The following is a 17,479-nucleotide window of genomic DNA, read 5'->3' on the forward strand; positions in this document are numbered from 1 at the left end:
TCACGCCTCCTTCGGGTCGACGGTGGCGGAGGGACGGCGGCGGGAGGCCCGCAGCGGCGGCTTGGCGCCGAGCCGCTTGGGGTCCAGACCGGACCAGGGGTGACCGCTGGCGAAGAACTTGCGGCGGGCGAGGAGCGTCATCAGCGGCTTGGTGAAGAGGAAGACCACGACGACGTCGAGGAGCGTGGTCAGGCCGAGGGTGAACGCGAAGCCCTGCACCTTGCCGACGGTGACGATGAAGAGCACCGCGGCGGCGAGGAACGAGACGAAGTCCGAGACGAGGATGGTGCGCCGCGCGCGCGGCCAGCCGCGCTCCACGGCCGGGCGGAGGGTGCGGCCCTCGCGGATCTCGTCGCGGATGCGCTCGAAGTAGACGATGAAGGAGTCGGCGGTGATGCCGATCGCCACGATGGCGCCGCAGACGGCCGGCAGGTTCAGCGCGAAGCCGATGGCCGTGCCCAGCAGGACCATGAGCGTGTAGGTGAGGATCGCCGAGCACAGGAGGCTGGCGAGGGCCACGAGCGCGAGCCCGCGGTAGTAGATCACCAGGTAGAGGACGACGAGCGCGAGGCCGATGGCACCGGCGATCAGACCGGCGTGCAGCTGCTCGCCGCCGAGCGCGGCGGTCACCGTGGTTTCGGTGACGACGTCGAAGGACAGCGGCAGGGCACCGTAGGACAGCACGTTGGACAGGTCCTGGGCGCTCCGCTGGGTGAAGCCGCCGGAGATCTCCGCCTGGCCGCCGGTGATCGAGCTGCTGACGGACGGGTCGGAGAAGACCTCGCCGTCGAGGACGATCGCGAACTGGTTCTGCGGGGCGGGCTTGCCGGCGAGCTGGCCGGTGACCGAGGCGAACTTCTTGGAGCCGGTGGAGTCGAACTTCAGCTGGACGATCCAGCCCTTGCCCTGCTGGCTGTCGAAGACGGCGTTGGCGCCGGAGACGTTGGTGCCCTCCACGGCCACCGGGCCGAGGATCTCCTTGGCCTGGCCGTCCTTGCGGCAGGCCACGATCGGGTCGGTGGCCTTGGCGGCGGCAGCGGCCTCGTTCGCCTTGGCGCGGCCGTCCTTGGTGGAGCAGTCGAGCGCGTCGAGCTGCTTCTGCAGGGCGGCCGCGTCCCCGGCGGACGGGGTCGGCTCGGGGGTCTTCTTGTCGTCGGGCTTGCCGGACGGCTTGTCCGAGGGCTTGTCGGACGGCTTCTCGGAGGACTTGTCGTCCTTCTTGCCGTCGGCGACGGACGCGGTGGCGTTCGGGGCCGGGGTGCCGTCGGCCTTGAGGGCGTCGGTCACGGCGCGGCCCTGGGGGCTGGCGCTGCCGGAGGGGGACGGCGAACCGGAGGGCTTGCTCTTGTCGCCCTCCTTCTCCTTGCCGTCCTTCTCCTTGTCCTTGCCGCTGCCGGAGGTGCTCGGCGCGGGCTCGGGAGCCTTGACGCCGGCAGTCGCGGTCAGGACGGGCCGGAAGGCGAGCTTGGCGGTGGTGCCGACCTGCTGGCGGGCCTGCTTCGCGTTCGTCCCCTTGGGGATGTTCACGATGATGTGCTTGCCGCCCTGCGTCTGGACCTCGGCCTCGGTGACACCGAGACCGTTCACACGCCGCTCGATGATGCCCACGGCGGTGTTCATGTTGGTCGCGTTGATCGCGTTGGGCTTGCCGGGCTCGTTCTTGGCCTCCAGCGTGAAGCTGGTGCCGCCGGCAAGGTCGATGCCAAGCCGCGGCGTGGTGTGCCCGGAGGCGAACATCCCCCCGGTGAGCGCCACCATGGCGATCAGGATGAAGGCCAGGACTCTGCCCGGCCTGCCCTGGCCGCCCGGGGACCTGCGGCCCTTCTTCGGTGCTGCCACCTTGTCGTTTCTCCCTGTCCAACCGCCGGGCACCGAGTGTTCGCCGGGCGGCCACGAAGTCTTGTGGGGACCTGCCCCCCGCCGGAGCCTAGACCGTAACGGAACCGCGGTGCACCGCTCGGTGGGTGCTCCGCGGTTCCGTCGAGGGGCTACTTCGCGTCGGTGTCGCCGTCCCGCTTGGCGTCCTTCGTCCCCGCCTCGTCCTCGGCGCCGGTCTTGCCGGGCTTGTCGGCCTGCTCCTGCTCGCCGCCGGCGTCCTTGCCGAGGTCGATCTTCTTCTCGACCGGAGGCTCACCGGCGTCGACGGCCTCGGTGAGCGACGAGGCGTCGTCCGGGACGACCGGGGTCTCCTCCGGCTCCAGGCCGTGGACGATGCGGTTGTACTCGTCGTCCGAGAGAACGGCACCGATGGCGTTCTTCGCGTAGAACGCGTGGACGCCCGGGGCGACCTCCAGGAGGACCGTGTCCTCGTGGATCTCCTTGACCGTGGCGTACATGCCGCCGATCGTCCGGACACCGGTGCCCGGCGACATCTGGTCGCGCATCTGCATGGCCTGGCGCTGCTTGTTCTTGGCCGACCGGGTCATCAGGAACATGGCCCCGATGAGCACGATGAACGGCAGGAGAGTCACGATATTCACGGGACGGGGTTTCCTTCACACGACCGCTGGGGGCGCGGCCTGGTCTACGGGGGCGGTATGCCGTACAAATACGGACGGCATCGGCGGAGTCTAAGCGAGTCCGCACCGATGGAACAACGCCCAGCATGGCACCGTGGTTCCTGGCCGGACCAGCCCCCGCGCCGTCACCGCCCGAAGAGACCCTGCTGCCCCGCGCCCCCCGCCTGCTGCCCGGGCGGCACCAGCCCGAGGTGCGACCAGGCCGCGGGCGTGGCGACCCGGCCCCTGGGCGTACGGGCCAGCAGCCCCTCCCGCACCAGGAACGGCTCGGCGACCTCCTCGACCGTCTCGCGCTCCTCCCCCACCGCCACCGCCAGGGTGGAGAGCCCGACCGGGCCGCCGCCGAACAGCTTCAGCAGGGCGGTGAGCACGGCGCGGTCGAGGCGGTCCAGGCCGCGCCCGTCGACCTCGTAGACCTCCAGGGCCTGGGCGGCGATCTCCCGGGTGATCACGCCGTCTGCCTTGACCTGGGCGTAGTCGCGCACCCGGCGCAGCAGGCGGTTGGCGATGCGGGGCGTGCCCCGGGAGCGCCCGGCGATCTCGGCGGCTCCCCTGTCCTCGATCGCCACGTCGAGCAGCCGGGCGGAGCGGCGGACGACGCGCTCGAGCTCGGCGGGGGCGTAGAACTCCATGTGGCCGGTGAAGCCGAAGCGGTCGCGCAGCGGGGGCGGCAGCAGCCCGGCCCGGGTGGTGGCGCCGACGAGGGTGAAGGGCGGCAGCTCCAGGGGGATGGCCGTGGCGCCGGGGCCCTTGCCGACGACGACGTCGACGCGGAAGTCCTCCATGGCCATGTAGAGCATCTCCTCGGCGGGCCGGGACATGCGGTGGATCTCGTCGAGGAACAGCACCTCGCCCTCGGTGAGGGAGGACAGGATCGCGGCCAGGTCGCCGGCGTGCTGGATGGCGGGGCCGGAGGTGATGCGGATGGGGGCGCCCATCTCGGCCGCGATGATCATCGACAGGGTGGTCTTGCCGAGGCCGGGGGCGCCGGAGAGCAGCACGTGGTCGGCGGTGGCACCACGGGCGCGGGCGGCCTTCAGCACGAGGTCCAGCTGCTCACGGACCCGCTCCTGGCCGATGAACTCGCCCAGGTCCTTGGGCCGCAGCGCCGCCTCGACCGCCTGGTCCTCTCGGTCGGCGACATTGCCGACGAGGCGGTCGCCGGTACGGGTGGCAGGTGCGGACTCGTCGTCCCAGTTCACGGGTGAAACCTCACGGTCTTCTTGTCCTCGTCCGTCCGGGCGGCAATGTCAGCCCGTCCGGCGTTTGAGGACCGGGGTCCGGGGCGGAGCCCCGGTTACGGGAAGGGGCGGGGTGGGGGAGAAAAACAATCAGCGAGCCCGGTTCAGCGTCTGCAACGCAGCCCGCAGCAGCTGTCCCACCTGGGGCTGCGTCCCCTCGGCCAGCGCGGCCTCCGCCTGCGGAGCAACCGCCGCAACCGCCTCATCCGCCTCCCGAGCCGCATACCCCAGCCCGACAAGCGCCGCATGCAGCTGATCGCGCCACCCGGCGGCGCCGATGGAAGCGACGCCCGCAGGCGCAGCAGCCCCGACCGGCGCGCCCAGCCGGTCCTTCAGCTCCAGCAGCAGCTTCTGCGCCCCCTTCTTGCCGATCCCCGGCACGGCCGTGAGCGCCTTCTCGTCCCCCGCGGCGAACGCCCGCCGCAGGGCATCGGGCGCATGCACGGCGAGCATCGCCTGGGCGAGCCGCGGCCCGACCCCGCTCGCGGTCTGGAGCAGCTCGAAGGTCTGCCGCTCGTCGTCGTCGGCGAAGCCGTAGAGCGTCAGGGAGTCCTCGCGGACCACGAGGGACGTGGCAAGCCTGGCCGGCTCGCCGACCCGCAGCCTGGCGAGCGTGCCCGGGGTGCACTGGACGGCCATGCCCACCCCGCCGACCTCGATCACGGCGGTGTCGGGAGCGAGGGCCGCAACCGGGCCGGAGACGAAGGCGATCATCGGGTGCCCTTCGGGAGTCGTACGGGAGCGGTGGTGCGGCGGTGGGCGGCGGCGATTTCCTGGAGGCGGTTGTTCGCCGGTGCCCGCCAGATGTGGCAGATGGCCAGGGCGAGGGCGTCGGCGGCGTCCGCCGGCTTCGGCGGTGCGTCGAGCCGCAGCAGGCGGGTGACCATCGAGCCGACCTGTGCCTTGTCGGCCCGTCCGGAGCCGGTGACTGCGGCCTTGACCTCGCTGGGTGTATGCAGGGCGACCGGCAGCCCGCGGCGTGCGGCGCAGAGCATGGCGACCGCGCTGGCCTGGGCGGTGCCCATCACCGTGCGGACGTTGTGCTGGCTGAACACGCGCTCCACCGCCACATAGCCGGGCCGGTATTCGTCCAGCCACTGCTCTATGCCGCGCTCTATGAGGACGAGCCGCTCGGCGACCTCGGCCTCCGGCGGGGTACGCACGACGCCCACGCCGACCATGCGCAGCGGCCGTCCGGCGACGCCCTCCACCACGCCGACGCCGCACCGCGTCAGCCCCGGGTCCACGCCCAGCACCCGCATTGCCCCCTCCTTCGGTCACCTGTTCCGGCAGGCTATCGGCCGCCACTGACAACGCCCGGCACCGACAAGCACGACGGGCCGGCGGGAAGCTCCCGCCGGCCCGTCGCGGTGACCGTGGTCAGCCGACCTTCTCCATGACGTCGTCGGAGACGTCGAAGTTGGCGAAGACGTTCTGGACGTCGTCGCTGTCCTCGAGGGCGTCGATCAGCTTGAAGATCTTCTTCGCGCCCTCCTCGTCCAGCTCCACCTGCATGGTGGGGACGAAGTTGGCCTCGGCCGAGTCGTAGTCGATGCCGGCCTCCTGGAGGGCGGTGCGGACCGCGACCAGGTCGGTGGCCTCGCTGAGGACCTCGAAGTTCTCACCGAGGTCGTTGACCTCCTCGGCACCGGCGTCCAGGACCGCGCCCAGCACGTCGTCCTCGGTCAGCTCGCCCTTGGGGACGATCACGACGCCCTTGCGGTTGAACAGGTAGGACACCGAGCCCGGGTCGGCCATGGAGCCGCCGTTGCGGGTCATGGCGACACGGACGTCACCGGCGGCGCGGTTGCGGTTGTCGGTGAGGCACTCGATGAGGACCGCGACACCGTTGGGGCCGTAGCCCTCGTACATGATCGTCTCGTAGTCGGCGCCGCCGGCCTCGAGACCCGCACCACGCTTGACCGCGGAGTCGATGTTCTTGTTCGGGACCGACTGCTTCTTCGCCTTCTGGATGGCGTCGTAGAGCGTCGGGTTGCCCTCGATGTCGGCGCCGCCCATGCGGGCCGCGACCTCGATGTTCTTGATCAGCTTCGCGAAGAGCTTGCCGCGCTTGGCGTCGATCACGGCCTTCTTGTGCTTCGTCGTAGCCCATTTAGAGTGGCCGGACATTCGCCTGTCTCCTTCGCGTAACCAAATTCCGGACGAACGACAGAGATCCTACCGGGATCTCACTACCGGGCTGCGCGCACCATCTCGACAAAGAGGCCGTGCACCCGGTGGTCGCCCGTCAGTTCGGGGTGGAACGACGTGGCCAGCACGTTCCCCTGCCGCACACCGACGGTGTGGCCGTCGTAGGTGGCGATCACCTCGGCCGCGGCGCCGACCGACTCGACCCAGGGGGCGCGGATGAAGACGCCCTCGACCGGACCGCCCTCGATGCCGTCCACCTCGACGGCCGCCTCGAAGGACTCGTTCTGGCGGCCGAAGGCGTTGCGACGGACGATCATGTCGATGGCGCCGAGGGTCTCCTGGTCCTCCCGGCCGTCCAGCAGCTTGTCGGCCAGCATGATCATGCCCGCGCAGGTGCCGTAGACGGGCATCCCGGCCCGCACCCGCTCGCGCAGCGGCTCGAGCATGCCGAAGATCACGGCGAGCTTGGACATGGTGGTGGACTCGCCGCCCGGTATGACCAGGCCGTCGACCTCGGCCAGCTCCTCGGGGCGGCGGACCGGGCGGGCCAGCGCGTCGACCGCGGCGAGGGCCACGAGGTGCTCACGGACGTCGCCCTGCAGAGCGAGGACACCGATGGTGGGGGTGGACACGGGGCACTACCTCTCAGATGTACGACGACCGTGGGCGGCCCGCCGTCGCGCGGGCCGCCCGGCCGGGGAAGAACGTGCGTTACCAGCCGCGCTTGGCGTAGCGCTCCGCCTCGGGCAGGGTGTCGCAGTTGATGCCCACCATGGCCTCGCCCAGGTTGCGGGAGGCATCCGCGATGATCTTCGGGTCGTCGTAGAAGGTGGTGGCCTTCACGATGGCGGCGGCGCGCTTGGCCGGGTCGCCGGACTTGAAGATGCCGGAGCCGACGAAGACGCCCTCGGCGCCGAGCTGGCGCATCAGCGCGGCGTCGGCCGGGGTGGCCACGCCGCCGGCGGAGAACAGCACGACGGGCAGCTTGCCCAGCTCGGCGACCTCCTTGACCAGCTCGTACGGGGCACGCAGCTCCTTGGCGGCGGCGTACAGCTCGTGGTTGTCGAAGCCGCGCAGCTTGGCGATCTCGTTCTTGATCTGGCGCAGGTGGCGGACGGCCTCGACGACGTTGCCGGTGCCGGCCTCGCCCTTGGAGCGGATCATGGCCGCACCCTCGGCGATGCGGCGCAGGGCCTCGCCCAGGTTGGTGGCGCCGCAGACGAAGGGGGTGGTGAACGCCCACTTGTCGGAGTGGTTGACCTCGTCGGCCGGGGTGAGGACCTCGGACTCGTCGATGTAGTCGACGCCGAGGGACTGCAGGACCTGGGCCTCGACGAAGTGGCCGATGCGGGACTTGGCCATGACGGGGATCGAGACGGCGTTGATGATGCCTTCGATCATGTCCGGGTCGGACATCCGCGCCACGCCGCCGTCCTTGCGGATGTCGGCGGGCACCCGCTCCAGCGCCATGACAGCGACCGCACCGGCATCCTCGGCGATCTTGGCCTGCTCGGGCGTGACAACATCCATGATCACGCCGCCCTTGAGCTGCTCGGCCATGCCGCGCTTCACGCGGGCGGTGCCGGTCTCCGGGGTCTGGGGCGTGGTGGGAATGGACACGATGTGACCTCACTATCAAGGGCGGTGATGCTGCAGCGTCATCAAACCCAGGGCGAGTGGCCCGGAAAAAGGGCCAATTCGAGGCCGGTGGCTTGTCCGGAATCCGGTGGCCCGGACCGGGGTCAGCCGCCCGCCCGCCCGGCGAGCGCGGCCGGGGGTTCGTCGTCCATCTCGAAGGCCATCGGGAAGGGCGCATGGCCCGCCAGCCGGAACCAGCGCACGGTGCGGTGGCGGCGCAGCGCCCGGCCCGCCCGGACCGCGTCGTTGTGGAACCTCCGGGCCATGGGCACCCGGCGCACGCCCTCGGTCAGCTCCCCCAGCGACTCCTCGCCCCCCGGGGCCTCGCGCACCACCTCGACCTGCGGCGCGTCGGCGAAGACCGCCCGCAGTGCCTGGCTCAGCTCGCTCTCGGCCACCTCGCGGTGCTCCTCCTCGGCCTGCCGCGCGGCGTGCGCCGCCTGGTAGAGGACCATCGAGGCGGCCGGGTCGAGGACTCCGGCGGTGGCGAGTTCCTGGGCGACCGAGGCCCGGCGCAGCAGCTGGGCGTCAAGGGCCGCCCGGGCCGCGTCGATGCGGCTGTGCAGCCGGTCCAGGCGGCCGGCGGTCCAGCTCAGGTAGATGCCGATGACGACCAGGGCGGCCGCGATCCAGATCAAAGTGGTCACGCCGGGTCACGTTACCGCCCGGCCGGGGGGTGGCCGGTGGGTCCGGGCCGCCGCGGGGACCGCCGCTCTCCCTGATCTCCACCCCGGGGTGGAGATCAGGGTGGAGAGGAGCCGCCGGAGAACCGACCCTGGCTCCGATCCGTCTGCACCCGCCCGCCTCCTAACTTCGATGCAAGGGCCGGATGGCAGGAATCCGGCCGGGCCGCCGGACCGTGGAGGTACTCATGGACACCGTGGCACCGCACGGAGCGCACACCAGGAATGCGCTCCTGATCCCCTTGACCGTCAACATCCTGCTGCCGCTCGCGCTGTACTACGCGCTCCGGTCGCAGGGCCTGGCGCAGTGGGCGGCGCTGCTGCTGAGCAGCGCGATACCCGCGGCGCACGCGCTGGGCGCCGCCGTGCTGCGCCGCCGCGTCGAGTTCTTCGACTTCTTCGTGGTGGTGCTGCTCGCGGTGTCCGCGGGGACGTCGCTGATCAGCGGCAATCCCCGGGTGCTGCTGCTGAAGGACGCCGGGCTGCCGGCGGTGCTGGGGCTGTGGATCCTGGGCACGTTGCGGCTGTCGCGGCCGTTCGCCTTCCGGTTCGGCGGGTCGCTGCGCGGCCCGGCCGCCGAGGAGGAGGCCGAGCGGGCCTGGCGGGAGCGCCCGGAGTTCCGGGAGGCGCTGCGGCGGCTGACCGTGTTCTGGGGGTGTGTGCAGCTGCTGGACGCCGCCTTGAGCACCGTGTTCGCACTGACGCTGCCCGTGGACGCGGTGCCGGTGATCGGCCGCTTCGAGTCGATCGCGCTGCTGGGTCTGGTGGCGGTCGTCACCGTGCGGCGCAGCCGGGCCTTCCGGGCACGGCACGGGATACCGCTGTTCGGGGTGGGGGCCCCGGTCGGTGGCGTGCCGGTGCCGGAGGAGATGTCCGGCCGCGTCTGAGCCCGGCCGGGCCGCCGACGGGGGTGGCGGCCCGGCCGATCCCGCTTCGGCCTCGCCCGGGCTACTCCCGGGCGAGGCCGAAGCGGGCGCGCAGGCCGGTGCGTTCGTCGGTGGCGACCGAGGCCGCGCCGGCCGTGACCGTCTCGTAGACGGCCAGGATGTCGGCGCCCACGGTGGACCAGTCGAAGCGGCGTACGTGCCGGCTGCCGCGCTCGCTCAGCTCGGCCCGCCGCGCGGGGGCGCCGAGGAGGTGGACGGCGGCGGCGGCGAGGGCGTCGGCGTCCTCGTTGGCGAACAGCTCGCCCGCCGCTCCCCGGTCGAGGACCTGGGTGAAGGCGTCCAGATCGCTCGCGAGGACGGGCGCGCCCGCCGACATGGCCTCCACGAGGATGATGCCGAAGGACTCGCCACCGGTGTTGGGCGCCACATAGACGTCGACGCTGCGCAGCAGCCGGGCCTTGTCCTCGTCGCTGACCATGCCGAGGAACTCGACGTTGCCGCGCATCTCGGCGGGCAGTCCGGAGACGGCCTCCTCCTCGTCGCCCCGGCCGGCGACCAGCAGACGGGTCTCCGGGTACGCGGCGAGGATCTTGGGAAAGGCGCGCATGAGGACGGGCAGGCCCTTGCGGGGCTCGTCGATACGGCCGATGAAGCCGATGGTCCCGCCCTGCCACTCCGGCTTGGCCTCGGCCCCGGCGAAGAAGTCCACGTCCACGCCGTTGGGGATGACGACGGCATCGCCGCCCAGGTGCTCCACCAGGGTCCTGCGGGCGTATTCGCTCACGGCGATGCGCGCGCTGATCTTCTCCAGGGCGGGCTGGAGGATCGGATAGGCCGCGATCATCGCGCGGGAGCGGGGATTGGAGGTGTGGAAGGTCGCCACGATGGGGCCCTGGGCGGCCCAGCAGGCCAGCAGACCCAGCGAGGGAGAGGTGGGCTCGTGGATGTGGATGACGTCGAAGTCGCCCTCGTGCAGCCAGCGGCGCACGCGCGCGGCGGACAGGAAGCCGAAGTTGAGGCGGGCCACCGAGCCGTTGTACGGGACGGGCACGGCCCGCCCGGCGGAGACGACGAAGGGCGGCAGCGGCGTCTCGTCGTCGGCGGGTGCCAGCACGGACACCTCGTGGCCCAGCCCGATGAGGTGCTCGGCGAGGTCACGGATGTGGAACTGGACGCCGCCGGGCACGTCCCACGAGTACGGGCAGACGATCCCGATCCTCAAGGCTTCTCCGTTCCCGGGCTCCGGTCGGGGCCGGGCCGCCGGTCGAGGTCGGCGAGCCACAGCCGCTGCAGCATGTGCCAGTCCTGCGGGTGCTCGGCGATACCCGACGCGAAGGCGTCGGCCAGTTGCTGGGTCATGGCCACGGCCTTCTCCGCCCGGGTGCCGGTCTCCGGCACCTCGACGGGCGGATGGACGCACCCCTGCAGCACCGGCGACGGGTCGTACCAGAGCGTCACCGGCAGCAGCAGGGCACCCGTCTGCACGGCGAGCGCGGCGGGTCCGGCGGGCATCTTCGCCGCCTCCCCGAAGAACTTGACCTCGATCCCGGAGGAGGACAGATCACGGTCGGCCACCAGGGCCACCAGACCGCCGGAGCGCAGCCGCCGGGCCAGCGTCCCGAAGGCGCCGGCGCCCGCGTGCGGCAGGACCTCCATGCCCAGCCCCTCGCGGTAGGCCACGAAGCGGTCGTAGAGCGTCTCGGGCCGGAGCCGCTCGGCCACGGTGGTGAAGGGCACCCCGAGCCGGGTGGTGACCCAGGCCCCCGCCAGGTCGTAGTTGGCCATGTGGGGCAGGGCCAGGACCACTCCGCGGCCGGAGGCCAGCGCCTCCTCCAGGTGGTGCAGGCCCTCCGGGGCGAAGCCGCCCCGGATGCGCTCCGCGCTCCAGACCGGCAGCCGGAAGGACTCCATCCAGTAGCGCATGTACGAGCGCATGCCCGCCCGCGACAGCTCGGCGAGCCGCTGCGGGCCCGCGTCGGGGACGACCCGGGCGAGGTTGGCCTCCAGGCGCAGCACACCGGCGCCGCGGCGCCGCCAGGCGATGTCGGCGATCCGCCGTCCCAGCCCTGCGGCCACCGGCTCGGGGAGCTTCTTGACCGTGCCCCACCCCAGCCCGTACAGCGCGTCGGTCAGCTGCTCCTTCATGCCTTGCCGCCTCCGCCGACCGCTGCGGGGGCGTCCGCCTCGGCGGCCTCCCGGCGCACCGTCACCACCCGCTGGATCAGGGTGATCAGGCTGCCGACGGCCACGATCCACAGCGCGATGGGCAGCAGGATCTGGACGTATGGCACGCCGAACTTGTGCAGCCCGGAGAGGCCGCATGCCACCAGGGAGATCACCAGTCGCTCGGCGCGCTCGACGAGGCCGTTGACGTTGACCGGCAGCCCGATGCTCTCGCCGCGCGCCTTGGTGTATGAGACCACCTGGCCGCTGGCGAGGCAGAAGATCGCCACCGCGCAGAGCATCTGGTCGTCGCCGCGCCCGGCGTACCAGAGGGCCAGGCCGCCGAAGATCGCCGAGTCGGCCACCCGGTCCAGGGTCGAGTCGAGGAACGCCCCCCAGCGGCTGGACCGGCCGAGCTGGCGGGCCATGTTGCCGTCGACCAGGTCCGAGAAGACGAACAGCGTGATGACGATCGTGCCCCAGAAGAACTCGCCCCGGGGATAGAAGGCCAGCGCACCCGCCACCACGCCACCGGTGCCGATGAGAGTCACCGCATCGGGGCTGACGCCCAGGCGAATGAGCAGGGCGGCGAACGGCGTGAGAACACGCGTGAAGAAAGCACGCGCGTACTTGTTCAGCATGGCCTTCCCGGAGGGTCGTGTGCGGGCCGGGTGGTCGGAAGGCCACCGGCTGGCCCATCGTAGCCAGGCCGCCGGGGCGCTCCGCGCACACCGTCGCTCCCCGGCCGCAGCAAGCCCCTGGGGCGCTCGCACCGGGGGCGGACGGTTGCATACGCGTGTGCGACGTATGGACGCAGCGTGACCATGGTGGAAAGCTCGAAGGACCGCAGGTGTCGACGACCGGGAGGCGAGACACATGGGCGAGAAGACGACCACACACCCAGGGGCCGCGGGCAGAGCAGTGACGGCCGACCGGCCCGGCAACATCCGCAATGTGGTGCTGGTCGGCCACAGCGGCTCCGGAAAAACGACGCTCGTCGAGGCGCTGGCCCTGGCCACCGGCGCGGTGAACCGCGCGGGCCGGGTCGAGGACGGCGCGGCGGTGTCGGACTACGACGAGATCGAACACCGCCAGCAGCGCTCGGTACAGCTGTCCCTGGTCCCCGTCGAATGGGCCGGGATCAAGATCAATCTGCTGGACACCCCCGGCTACGCCGACTTCGTCGGCGAGCTGAGGGCAGGATTGAGGGCCGCCGACGCGGCCCTCTTCGTCGTCTCGGCGGCGGAGGGCACCGAGGGCATCACGGGTGCAACCCGCATGCTCTGGGAGGAGTGCGCGGCGGTCGGGATGCCCCGCGCCATCGTGGTGACGCACCTGGAGGCGGCGCGGGCGGACTTCGACGCGATGACGGAGGCCTGCCGCACCGCCTTCGGCAACGACTCCGGCGACAGCGTGCTCCCCCTGTACCTGCCCCTGCACGGGGCGCCTGGCGCGGACGGGCACCGCCCGGTCGCGGGGCTCATCGGGCTGCTCAGCCGGCGCGTGTTCGACTACTCCTCCGGCGCCCGCAGCGAGGCGGAGCCCGGCCCGGAGGAGCTGCCTCGGATCGAGGAGGCCCGCAACCGGCTCATCGAGGGCATCATCGCCGAGAGCGAGGACGAGACCCTCATGGACCGCTACCTCGGCGGTGAGGAGATCGACGTCAAGACCCTGATCGAGGACCTGGAACAGGCCGTCGCACGGGGCAGCTTCCACCCCGTGCTGGCCGCCGCGCCCGCGCCCGACGGCGCCCGGCAGGGCCTGGGCACCGTGGAGCTGCTGGAGCTGGTCACCGGCGGCTTCCCCACCCCGCACGAACACCCGGCGCCCGCCGTCACCACCCCCGAGGGCGGCTCCCGGCCGCCGCTCGGCTGCGATCCGGCCGGGCCGCTCGCCGCGGAGGTGATCAAGACCGCCTCCGACCCCTATGTCGGCCGGATCTCCCTGGTCCGGGTCTTCTCCGGCACCCTGCGGCCGGACGAGACGGTGCACGTCTCGGGCCACGGGCTGGAGGACCGCGGCCACGAGAGCCACGACGTCGACGAGCGCGTCGGCGCCCTCTCCTCGCCCTTCGGCAAGCACCAGCGCCAGCTGAGCCAGGCCATCGCGGGCGACATCGCCTGCGTCGCCAAGCTCGGCCGGGCCGAGACCGGCGACACCCTCTCCGACCGGGGCGACCCGCTGCTGATGGAGCCCTGGCTGATGCCGGACCCCCTGCTGCCCGTCGCCATCCAGGCGCACAGCAAGGCCGACGAGGACAAGCTGTCCCAGGGCCTGGCCCGGCTGGTCGCCGAGGACCCCACGATGCGGCTGGAGCAGAACCAGCACACCCACCAGGTCGTCCTGTGGTGCCTGGGCGAGGCCCACCGCGACGTCGCCCTGGAGCGGCTGCGCACCCGCTACGGCGTCCAGGTCGACGTGATCCCGCACAAGGTGTCCCTGCGCGAGACCTTCGGCACCCGCGCGGGCGGCCGTGGCCGGCACGTCAAGCAGTCCGGCGGCCACGGCCAGTACGCCATCTGCGAGATCGAGGTGGAGCCGCTGCCCGGCGGCTCCGGCATCGAGTTCGTCGACAAGGTCGTGGGCGGCGCCGTTCCCCGCCAGTTCATCCCCTCGGTGGAGAAGGGCGTACGGGCCCAGGCGGCGCGCGGCGTCGCGGCCGGCTATCCGCTGGTCGACGTGCGGATCACGCTCCTCGACGGCAAGGCCCACTCGGTGGACTCCTCCGACGCGGCCTTCCAGACCGCCGGCGCGCTGGCCCTGCGCGAGGCCGCCGCCGAGGCCCGCATCCACCTCCTCGAACCGGTCGCGGAGGTGCAGGTCCTGGTCCCCGACGACTACGTCGGCCCGGTGATGAGCGATCTGTCCGGGCGGCGCGGCCGCGTCGTGGGCACCGAGCAGTCCGGAGCGGGCCGCACGCTCGTCCGCGCCGAGGTCCCCGAGATCGAGATCGACCGCTATGCGGTGGACCTGCGCTCCCTGTCCCACGGCACCGGACGGTTCAGCCGCTCCTACGCCCGGCACGAACCCATGCCGCCGCAAGTGGCGGACCGCCTCCGCGAACAAGCGGAGAACGGGGCATAGTTCGCAAGCCGCCCGTCTCAACTCGCTTGCGGCGGGCGGCTTTCCGATCTCCACGACAGGCGACACCCCGCACCGTTACGCTGAGCACGCGGCCCATGACACGGAAAGTGGGCGACAGTCGGGAGCAAGCCGGCGCACCGGACGCGCACGGCATGGGGGGCAGCAGTGGCAGGTGACGCGATCGACTTCAGCCCGGGGGCACAGATCCCGGTCTCCGGCGGCGCGGGCGGCACCGCCGCGACCCAGGCCCTCGCCTCGGCCGCCTACCGGGACGGCCCCGTCGACCAGCTCCTCAAGGCCAACTCCGACTGGGCCACCTCCGAGGTCAAGAAGCCCCGCATCTCGCTCTTCGAGCCCGACCTCGGCGAGGCCTTCGCCCGCGCCGTCCAGCAGCGCATGCTCGGCGGCGGGCGCAAGCCCCTCATCCAGTCCTTCGGCCTCGAACCCCAGGTCATCGTCGAGCACTGCCTGGCCGCCTCCCGCATCCGCAAGCAGCGCGACACCCGGCTCACCCTGATCACCATCGGCTTCGGCCTGCTCTTCCTGCCCGGCGTGCTCCTCTGGTTCGGCGTCTTCCAGCTCCGCCGCACCCTCGCCGGCGCCCAGGACAAGCGCGCCGGGGCGCTCGGCACGGCCCTCCTCGCCCTCCTGGGCGTCGTGGCCGTCATCTTCATGATCAAGCTGCCCTTCAACGGCTTCTGGGGCTTCTACCTGCGCGCCATGCTCATCGCCCCCCTCATCGGCGGCTACTGGGCCAAGACCACCTGCGAGCGCACCGCCAAGGACCTGCGGGAGCGCTGGACCGGCCTCCTCGACGGCAGCGGCATCGGCGCCAAGATCCCCGAGGCCGTGCCCCAGACCCCCGGCGAGAAGACCGCCGAGCAGCTGCGGCAGAACCTCGAGCGCCTGGCCGCCGAGCAGCAGAGCAACGTCGTCTTCTACGCCGGCCCCAAGGGCATACTCGGCATGGGCACCCGCTGGGGCAGCTGGCAGCTGGCCGAGGAACTCGTCCCCGCCGAGCCCGGCAAGGACATCAACCCCTTCCGCAGCTGGGACATCATCCGCGCCGTCCACGACCGCCTCAAGCTCCTCGAGCGCACCCCCATCAACACCGGCGGCCTCACCCCGCCCTCCGTCGAGCACTGGATCGTCTCCCCCATCGGCGAAGGCGCCTCGGCGGTCTCCCGCCCCGGCGGCGGTGGCGCCGGCTCCTACCAGATACGCGGCGCCCAACTCCAGGAAATCTGCGACAAACAGCACTTCGGCAGCGGCGACCGGCACTACCTCGGCGTCCAGTTCACCCTCTGGGACGGCCAGCTGATCATCACCCTCCTCGTCAACGTCACCGTCCTCCACAAGACCCTGCGCATCGAGGTCACCGGCCACGCCCTCGGCCCCACCCACTCCGTCTTCAACGACCGCCCCAAAAAGCGGACGAAGACCATGAAGAAGGCCGTCAAATTCTGGGAGACCCGGGAGTTCACCCTCCCCGTCGTCCCCGCCAAGGAGGTCGTCCGCCTCGCCGCCCGCGCCCCCCTCACCTGGTATCCGCCCCTCCTCGAGTACTGGGGCGGCAAGCTCGTCCTCCCCGAGCCCTTCGGACTCCGGCACGCCTGGGCCGACAAGCCCTGGCGCCACCGTTTCATGGCCGACGACGCACTGCGCGCCGCCACGCCCGTGCTCCGCGTCGTCCACGAAGCCGCCCTGCACGTCCTCGCCGAGCACGGCGTCGACGTCGTGCGGTTCAACAACCGCGCCATGAACCTCAGCGGCGCGGTGCAGGACCCCACACCGCGCCAGGCCGACGTCTACAACGCCTGAGCCCCGAAGGACCGTTGCCGCCGCGCGCCGGGCCTCACCGGAAGATCCCGGTGTGGCCCAGCGAGTACCGCCCCGGCTGCGGATAGACGGCCAGCCCGTGCGGCCCCGCCCCCACCGGGATCTTGGCGATCTGATGCCCGTCGGTCGTGTCGATCGCATACACCTCGCTGTTGTAACGCCCCGACAGCCACAACACCTTGCCGTCCGCCGACACCCCGCCCATGTCCGGGCTCCCGCCCTCCGGCAGCTCCCACTTCTTCACCAGCTTGCGGCTCGGCAGGTCCAGCACCGAGATCGACCCCTCGCCACGGTTCGAGATGTACATCGACCTGGAGTCCCGGCTCACATAGAGGCCGTGCGCCCCCTTGCCCGTCGGCATCAGCCAGGGCTCGGTGAACTTGTCTCCATCCAGCACCCACAAGCCGTCGGCCACCATGTCCGCGATGTACCAGGTCCTGCCGTCCGAGGCGATCTTCACATCCTGCGGCATCGCCCCGTCGTACGGCAGCTTCTGCTGAGCGATCACCTTCATCTGCGCCGTGTCGACCTTCAGCAGCTCCCCGGAGAACTCGCACGAGACGATGAAGTACCGCCCGTCGGGCGAGAAGTCGGCGTGATTCACCCCCAGGCAGTTCACATGCTCCGTCTTCACCCGCTTCATCGTGTGCGCGTCCCGGAACACCAGCTCACGGTCCATCGACGCCATCACCACCGCGTACTTCCCGTCCGGGGTGAAGTACAGGTTGTACGGGTCGTGCACGTCCACCGGCTTGCCCGCCCTGCCCGTGGCCGGGTCGATCGGCGTCAGCGTGTGACCCCGGTCGTTGTTGACCCACAGCGTCTTCAGGTCCCAGGACGGCACCACGTGCTGCGGCTGCTCCCCCACCGGAATCGTCTCGATCACCTTGTACGTCTTCGGATCGATGACGCTGACCGTGTCCGACTCCGTGTTCGGCACGTACACCCGCGACGGGAAGTCCTTGACCACGGGCGACAGCGCATTGGGCCGGTCCGCCGCGTAGACGTCGTTCGGATCGAGCAGCGGCGGCATCCCCGGCAGACCCTGCGGAAGCCCGCGGGCGGCACCCTGACTCTGCTGCCCGCCGCCGTGCGGCTGCCGGTCGGCGGCCTCGTCGCTGCTCCCGCCGCCGCACCCGGCAGCCAGCAGCGCACCGGCCGCCACGCACAGGGCGGCCCTGCGGACACCCCCCAGCGGACCCCGCGCCCTCCGGGGACGGGCAGCGGGGCGCAGACGGGGCAGGAGTCGGGGACCGGGGCGGTGATGCGAGAAC

General features: G+C 71.7%; 16 protein-coding genes. 3 read left to right on the plus strand and 13 right to left on the minus strand.

Going from position 1 to position 17,479, the window contains the following annotated elements; all coding sequences use genetic code 11:
- The 9 genes from secD to AC1Z4A_RS04630 form a co-directional block, all read right to left on the minus strand.
- Nucleotides 1–1,839: a protein translocase subunit SecD gene (secD, locus tag AC1Z4A_RS04590; protein ID WP_483676534.1), complete on the minus strand. Its 1,839-nt coding sequence runs from the start codon at nucleotides 1,837–1,839 to the stop codon at nucleotides 1–3.
- Nucleotides 1,840–1,988: 149 nt separating this feature from the next.
- Nucleotides 1,989–2,480, minus strand: coding sequence for a preprotein translocase subunit YajC (gene yajC / locus AC1Z4A_RS04595; protein WP_483676535.1), 492 nt, complete (start codon nucleotides 2,478–2,480; stop codon nucleotides 1,989–1,991).
- Nucleotides 2,481–2,644: 164 nt separating this feature from the next.
- A complete protein-coding gene (gene ruvB, locus AC1Z4A_RS04600; protein ID WP_483676536.1) occupies nucleotides 2,645–3,721 on the minus strand; it encodes a Holliday junction branch migration DNA helicase RuvB in 1,077 nt (358 codons plus the stop codon).
- 129 nt (nucleotides 3,722–3,850) lie between these two features.
- Nucleotides 3,851–4,474, minus strand: a complete 624-nt coding sequence (gene ruvA, locus AC1Z4A_RS04605) for a Holliday junction branch migration protein RuvA (RefSeq protein WP_483676537.1) — start codon at nucleotides 4,472–4,474, stop codon at nucleotides 3,851–3,853.
- A complete protein-coding gene (gene ruvC / locus AC1Z4A_RS04610; RefSeq protein ID WP_483676538.1) occupies nucleotides 4,471–5,022 on the minus strand; it encodes a crossover junction endodeoxyribonuclease RuvC in 552 nt (183 codons plus the stop codon). Before ruvC ends, ruvA begins: the two co-directional genes overlap by 4 nt.
- A gap of 118 nt (nucleotides 5,023–5,140) precedes the next feature.
- Complete coding sequence (locus tag AC1Z4A_RS04615) at nucleotides 5,141–5,890, minus strand: YebC/PmpR family DNA-binding transcriptional regulator (protein ID WP_483676539.1); 750 nt, start codon at nucleotides 5,888–5,890, stop codon at nucleotides 5,141–5,143.
- A gap of 62 nt (nucleotides 5,891–5,952) precedes the next feature.
- The gene (gene pdxT / locus AC1Z4A_RS04620; protein WP_483676540.1) at nucleotides 5,953–6,543 is read right to left on the minus strand and encodes a pyridoxal 5'-phosphate synthase glutaminase subunit PdxT; all 591 of its coding nucleotides are present in this window, start codon (nucleotides 6,541–6,543) and stop codon (nucleotides 5,953–5,955) included.
- Nucleotides 6,544–6,622: 79 nt separating this feature from the next.
- Nucleotides 6,623–7,534, minus strand: coding sequence for a pyridoxal 5'-phosphate synthase lyase subunit PdxS (gene pdxS / locus AC1Z4A_RS04625; protein WP_483683503.1), 912 nt, complete (start codon nucleotides 7,532–7,534; stop codon nucleotides 6,623–6,625).
- Between the two features lie 119 nt (nucleotides 7,535–7,653).
- Nucleotides 7,654–8,196, minus strand: a complete 543-nt coding sequence (locus AC1Z4A_RS04630; protein ID WP_483676541.1) for a LemA family protein — start codon at nucleotides 8,194–8,196, stop codon at nucleotides 7,654–7,656.
- A gap of 224 nt (nucleotides 8,197–8,420) precedes the next feature.
- Between AC1Z4A_RS04630 and AC1Z4A_RS04635 the strand changes: the two genes are divergently transcribed.
- Nucleotides 8,421–9,119 (plus strand): VC0807 family protein, encoded by a 699-nt coding sequence (locus AC1Z4A_RS04635; RefSeq protein WP_483676542.1) that lies wholly within the window; start codon nucleotides 8,421–8,423, stop codon nucleotides 9,117–9,119.
- A 61-nt stretch (nucleotides 9,120–9,180) separates the two neighbouring features.
- Here the strand turns inward: AC1Z4A_RS04635 and AC1Z4A_RS04640 are convergent, their stop codons facing one another.
- The 3 genes from AC1Z4A_RS04640 to pgsA are packed head-to-tail and all read right to left on the minus strand — an operon-like array spanning nucleotide 9,181 to nucleotide 11,923.
- A complete protein-coding gene (locus AC1Z4A_RS04640) occupies nucleotides 9,181–10,341 on the minus strand; it encodes a glycosyltransferase family 4 protein (protein WP_483676543.1) in 1,161 nt (386 codons plus the stop codon).
- A complete protein-coding gene (locus AC1Z4A_RS04645) occupies nucleotides 10,338–11,264 on the minus strand; it encodes a phosphatidylinositol mannoside acyltransferase (RefSeq protein ID WP_483676544.1) in 927 nt (308 codons plus the stop codon). The genes AC1Z4A_RS04640 and AC1Z4A_RS04645 overlap by 4 nt, the downstream gene beginning before the upstream one ends.
- Entirely contained in the window at nucleotides 11,261–11,923 is a 663-nt protein-coding gene (gene pgsA / locus AC1Z4A_RS04650) for a phosphatidylinositol phosphate synthase (RefSeq protein ID WP_483676545.1), read from the minus strand. Before pgsA ends, AC1Z4A_RS04645 begins: the two co-directional genes overlap by 4 nt.
- A 235-nt stretch (nucleotides 11,924–12,158) precedes the next feature.
- Here pgsA and AC1Z4A_RS04655 point away from each other — a divergent pair, with 235 nt between their 5' ends.
- Nucleotides 12,159–14,366: an elongation factor G-like protein EF-G2 gene (locus AC1Z4A_RS04655; RefSeq protein ID WP_483676546.1), complete on the plus strand. Its 2,208-nt coding sequence runs from the start codon at nucleotides 12,159–12,161 to the stop codon at nucleotides 14,364–14,366.
- Between the two features lie 165 nt (nucleotides 14,367–14,531).
- Nucleotides 14,532–16,187: a hypothetical protein gene (locus AC1Z4A_RS04660; protein ID WP_483676547.1), complete on the plus strand. Its 1,656-nt coding sequence runs from the start codon at nucleotides 14,532–14,534 to the stop codon at nucleotides 16,185–16,187.
- 34 nt (nucleotides 16,188–16,221) lie between these two features.
- On the opposite strand, the gene AC1Z4A_RS04665 is transcribed toward AC1Z4A_RS04660, so the two are convergent.
- Nucleotides 16,222–17,370: a YncE family protein gene (locus tag AC1Z4A_RS04665; RefSeq protein WP_483676548.1), complete on the minus strand. Its 1,149-nt coding sequence runs from the start codon at nucleotides 17,368–17,370 to the stop codon at nucleotides 16,222–16,224.
- Between the last annotated feature and the right edge of the window lie 109 nt (nucleotides 17,371–17,479).

The organism is Streptomyces sp. 17_S59, from assembly GCF_056930295.1.

Excerpts from the sequence above, each read along its gene's own strand:
- ruvA (WP_483676537.1), bottom strand. The coding sequence starts at position 4,474 with ATGATCGCCTTCGTCTCCGGCCCGGTTGCGGCCCTCGCTCCCGACACC.
- ruvC (WP_483676538.1), bottom strand. The coding sequence starts at position 5,022 with ATGCGGGTGCTGGGCGTGGACCCGGGGCTGACGCGGTGCGGCGTCGGC.
- AC1Z4A_RS04615 (WP_483676539.1), bottom strand. The coding sequence starts at position 5,890 with ATGTCCGGCCACTCTAAATGGGCTACGACGAAGCACAAGAAGGCCGTG.
- AC1Z4A_RS04635 (WP_483676542.1), top strand. The coding sequence starts at position 8,421 with ATGGACACCGTGGCACCGCACGGAGCGCACACCAGGAATGCGCTCCTG.
- AC1Z4A_RS04645 (WP_483676544.1), bottom strand. The coding sequence starts at position 11,264 with ATGAAGGAGCAGCTGACCGACGCGCTGTACGGGCTGGGGTGGGGCACG.
- pgsA (WP_483676545.1), bottom strand. The coding sequence starts at position 11,923 with ATGCTGAACAAGTACGCGCGTGCTTTCTTCACGCGTGTTCTCACGCCG.
- AC1Z4A_RS04655 (WP_483676546.1), top strand. The coding sequence starts at position 12,159 with ATGGGCGAGAAGACGACCACACACCCAGGGGCCGCGGGCAGAGCAGTG.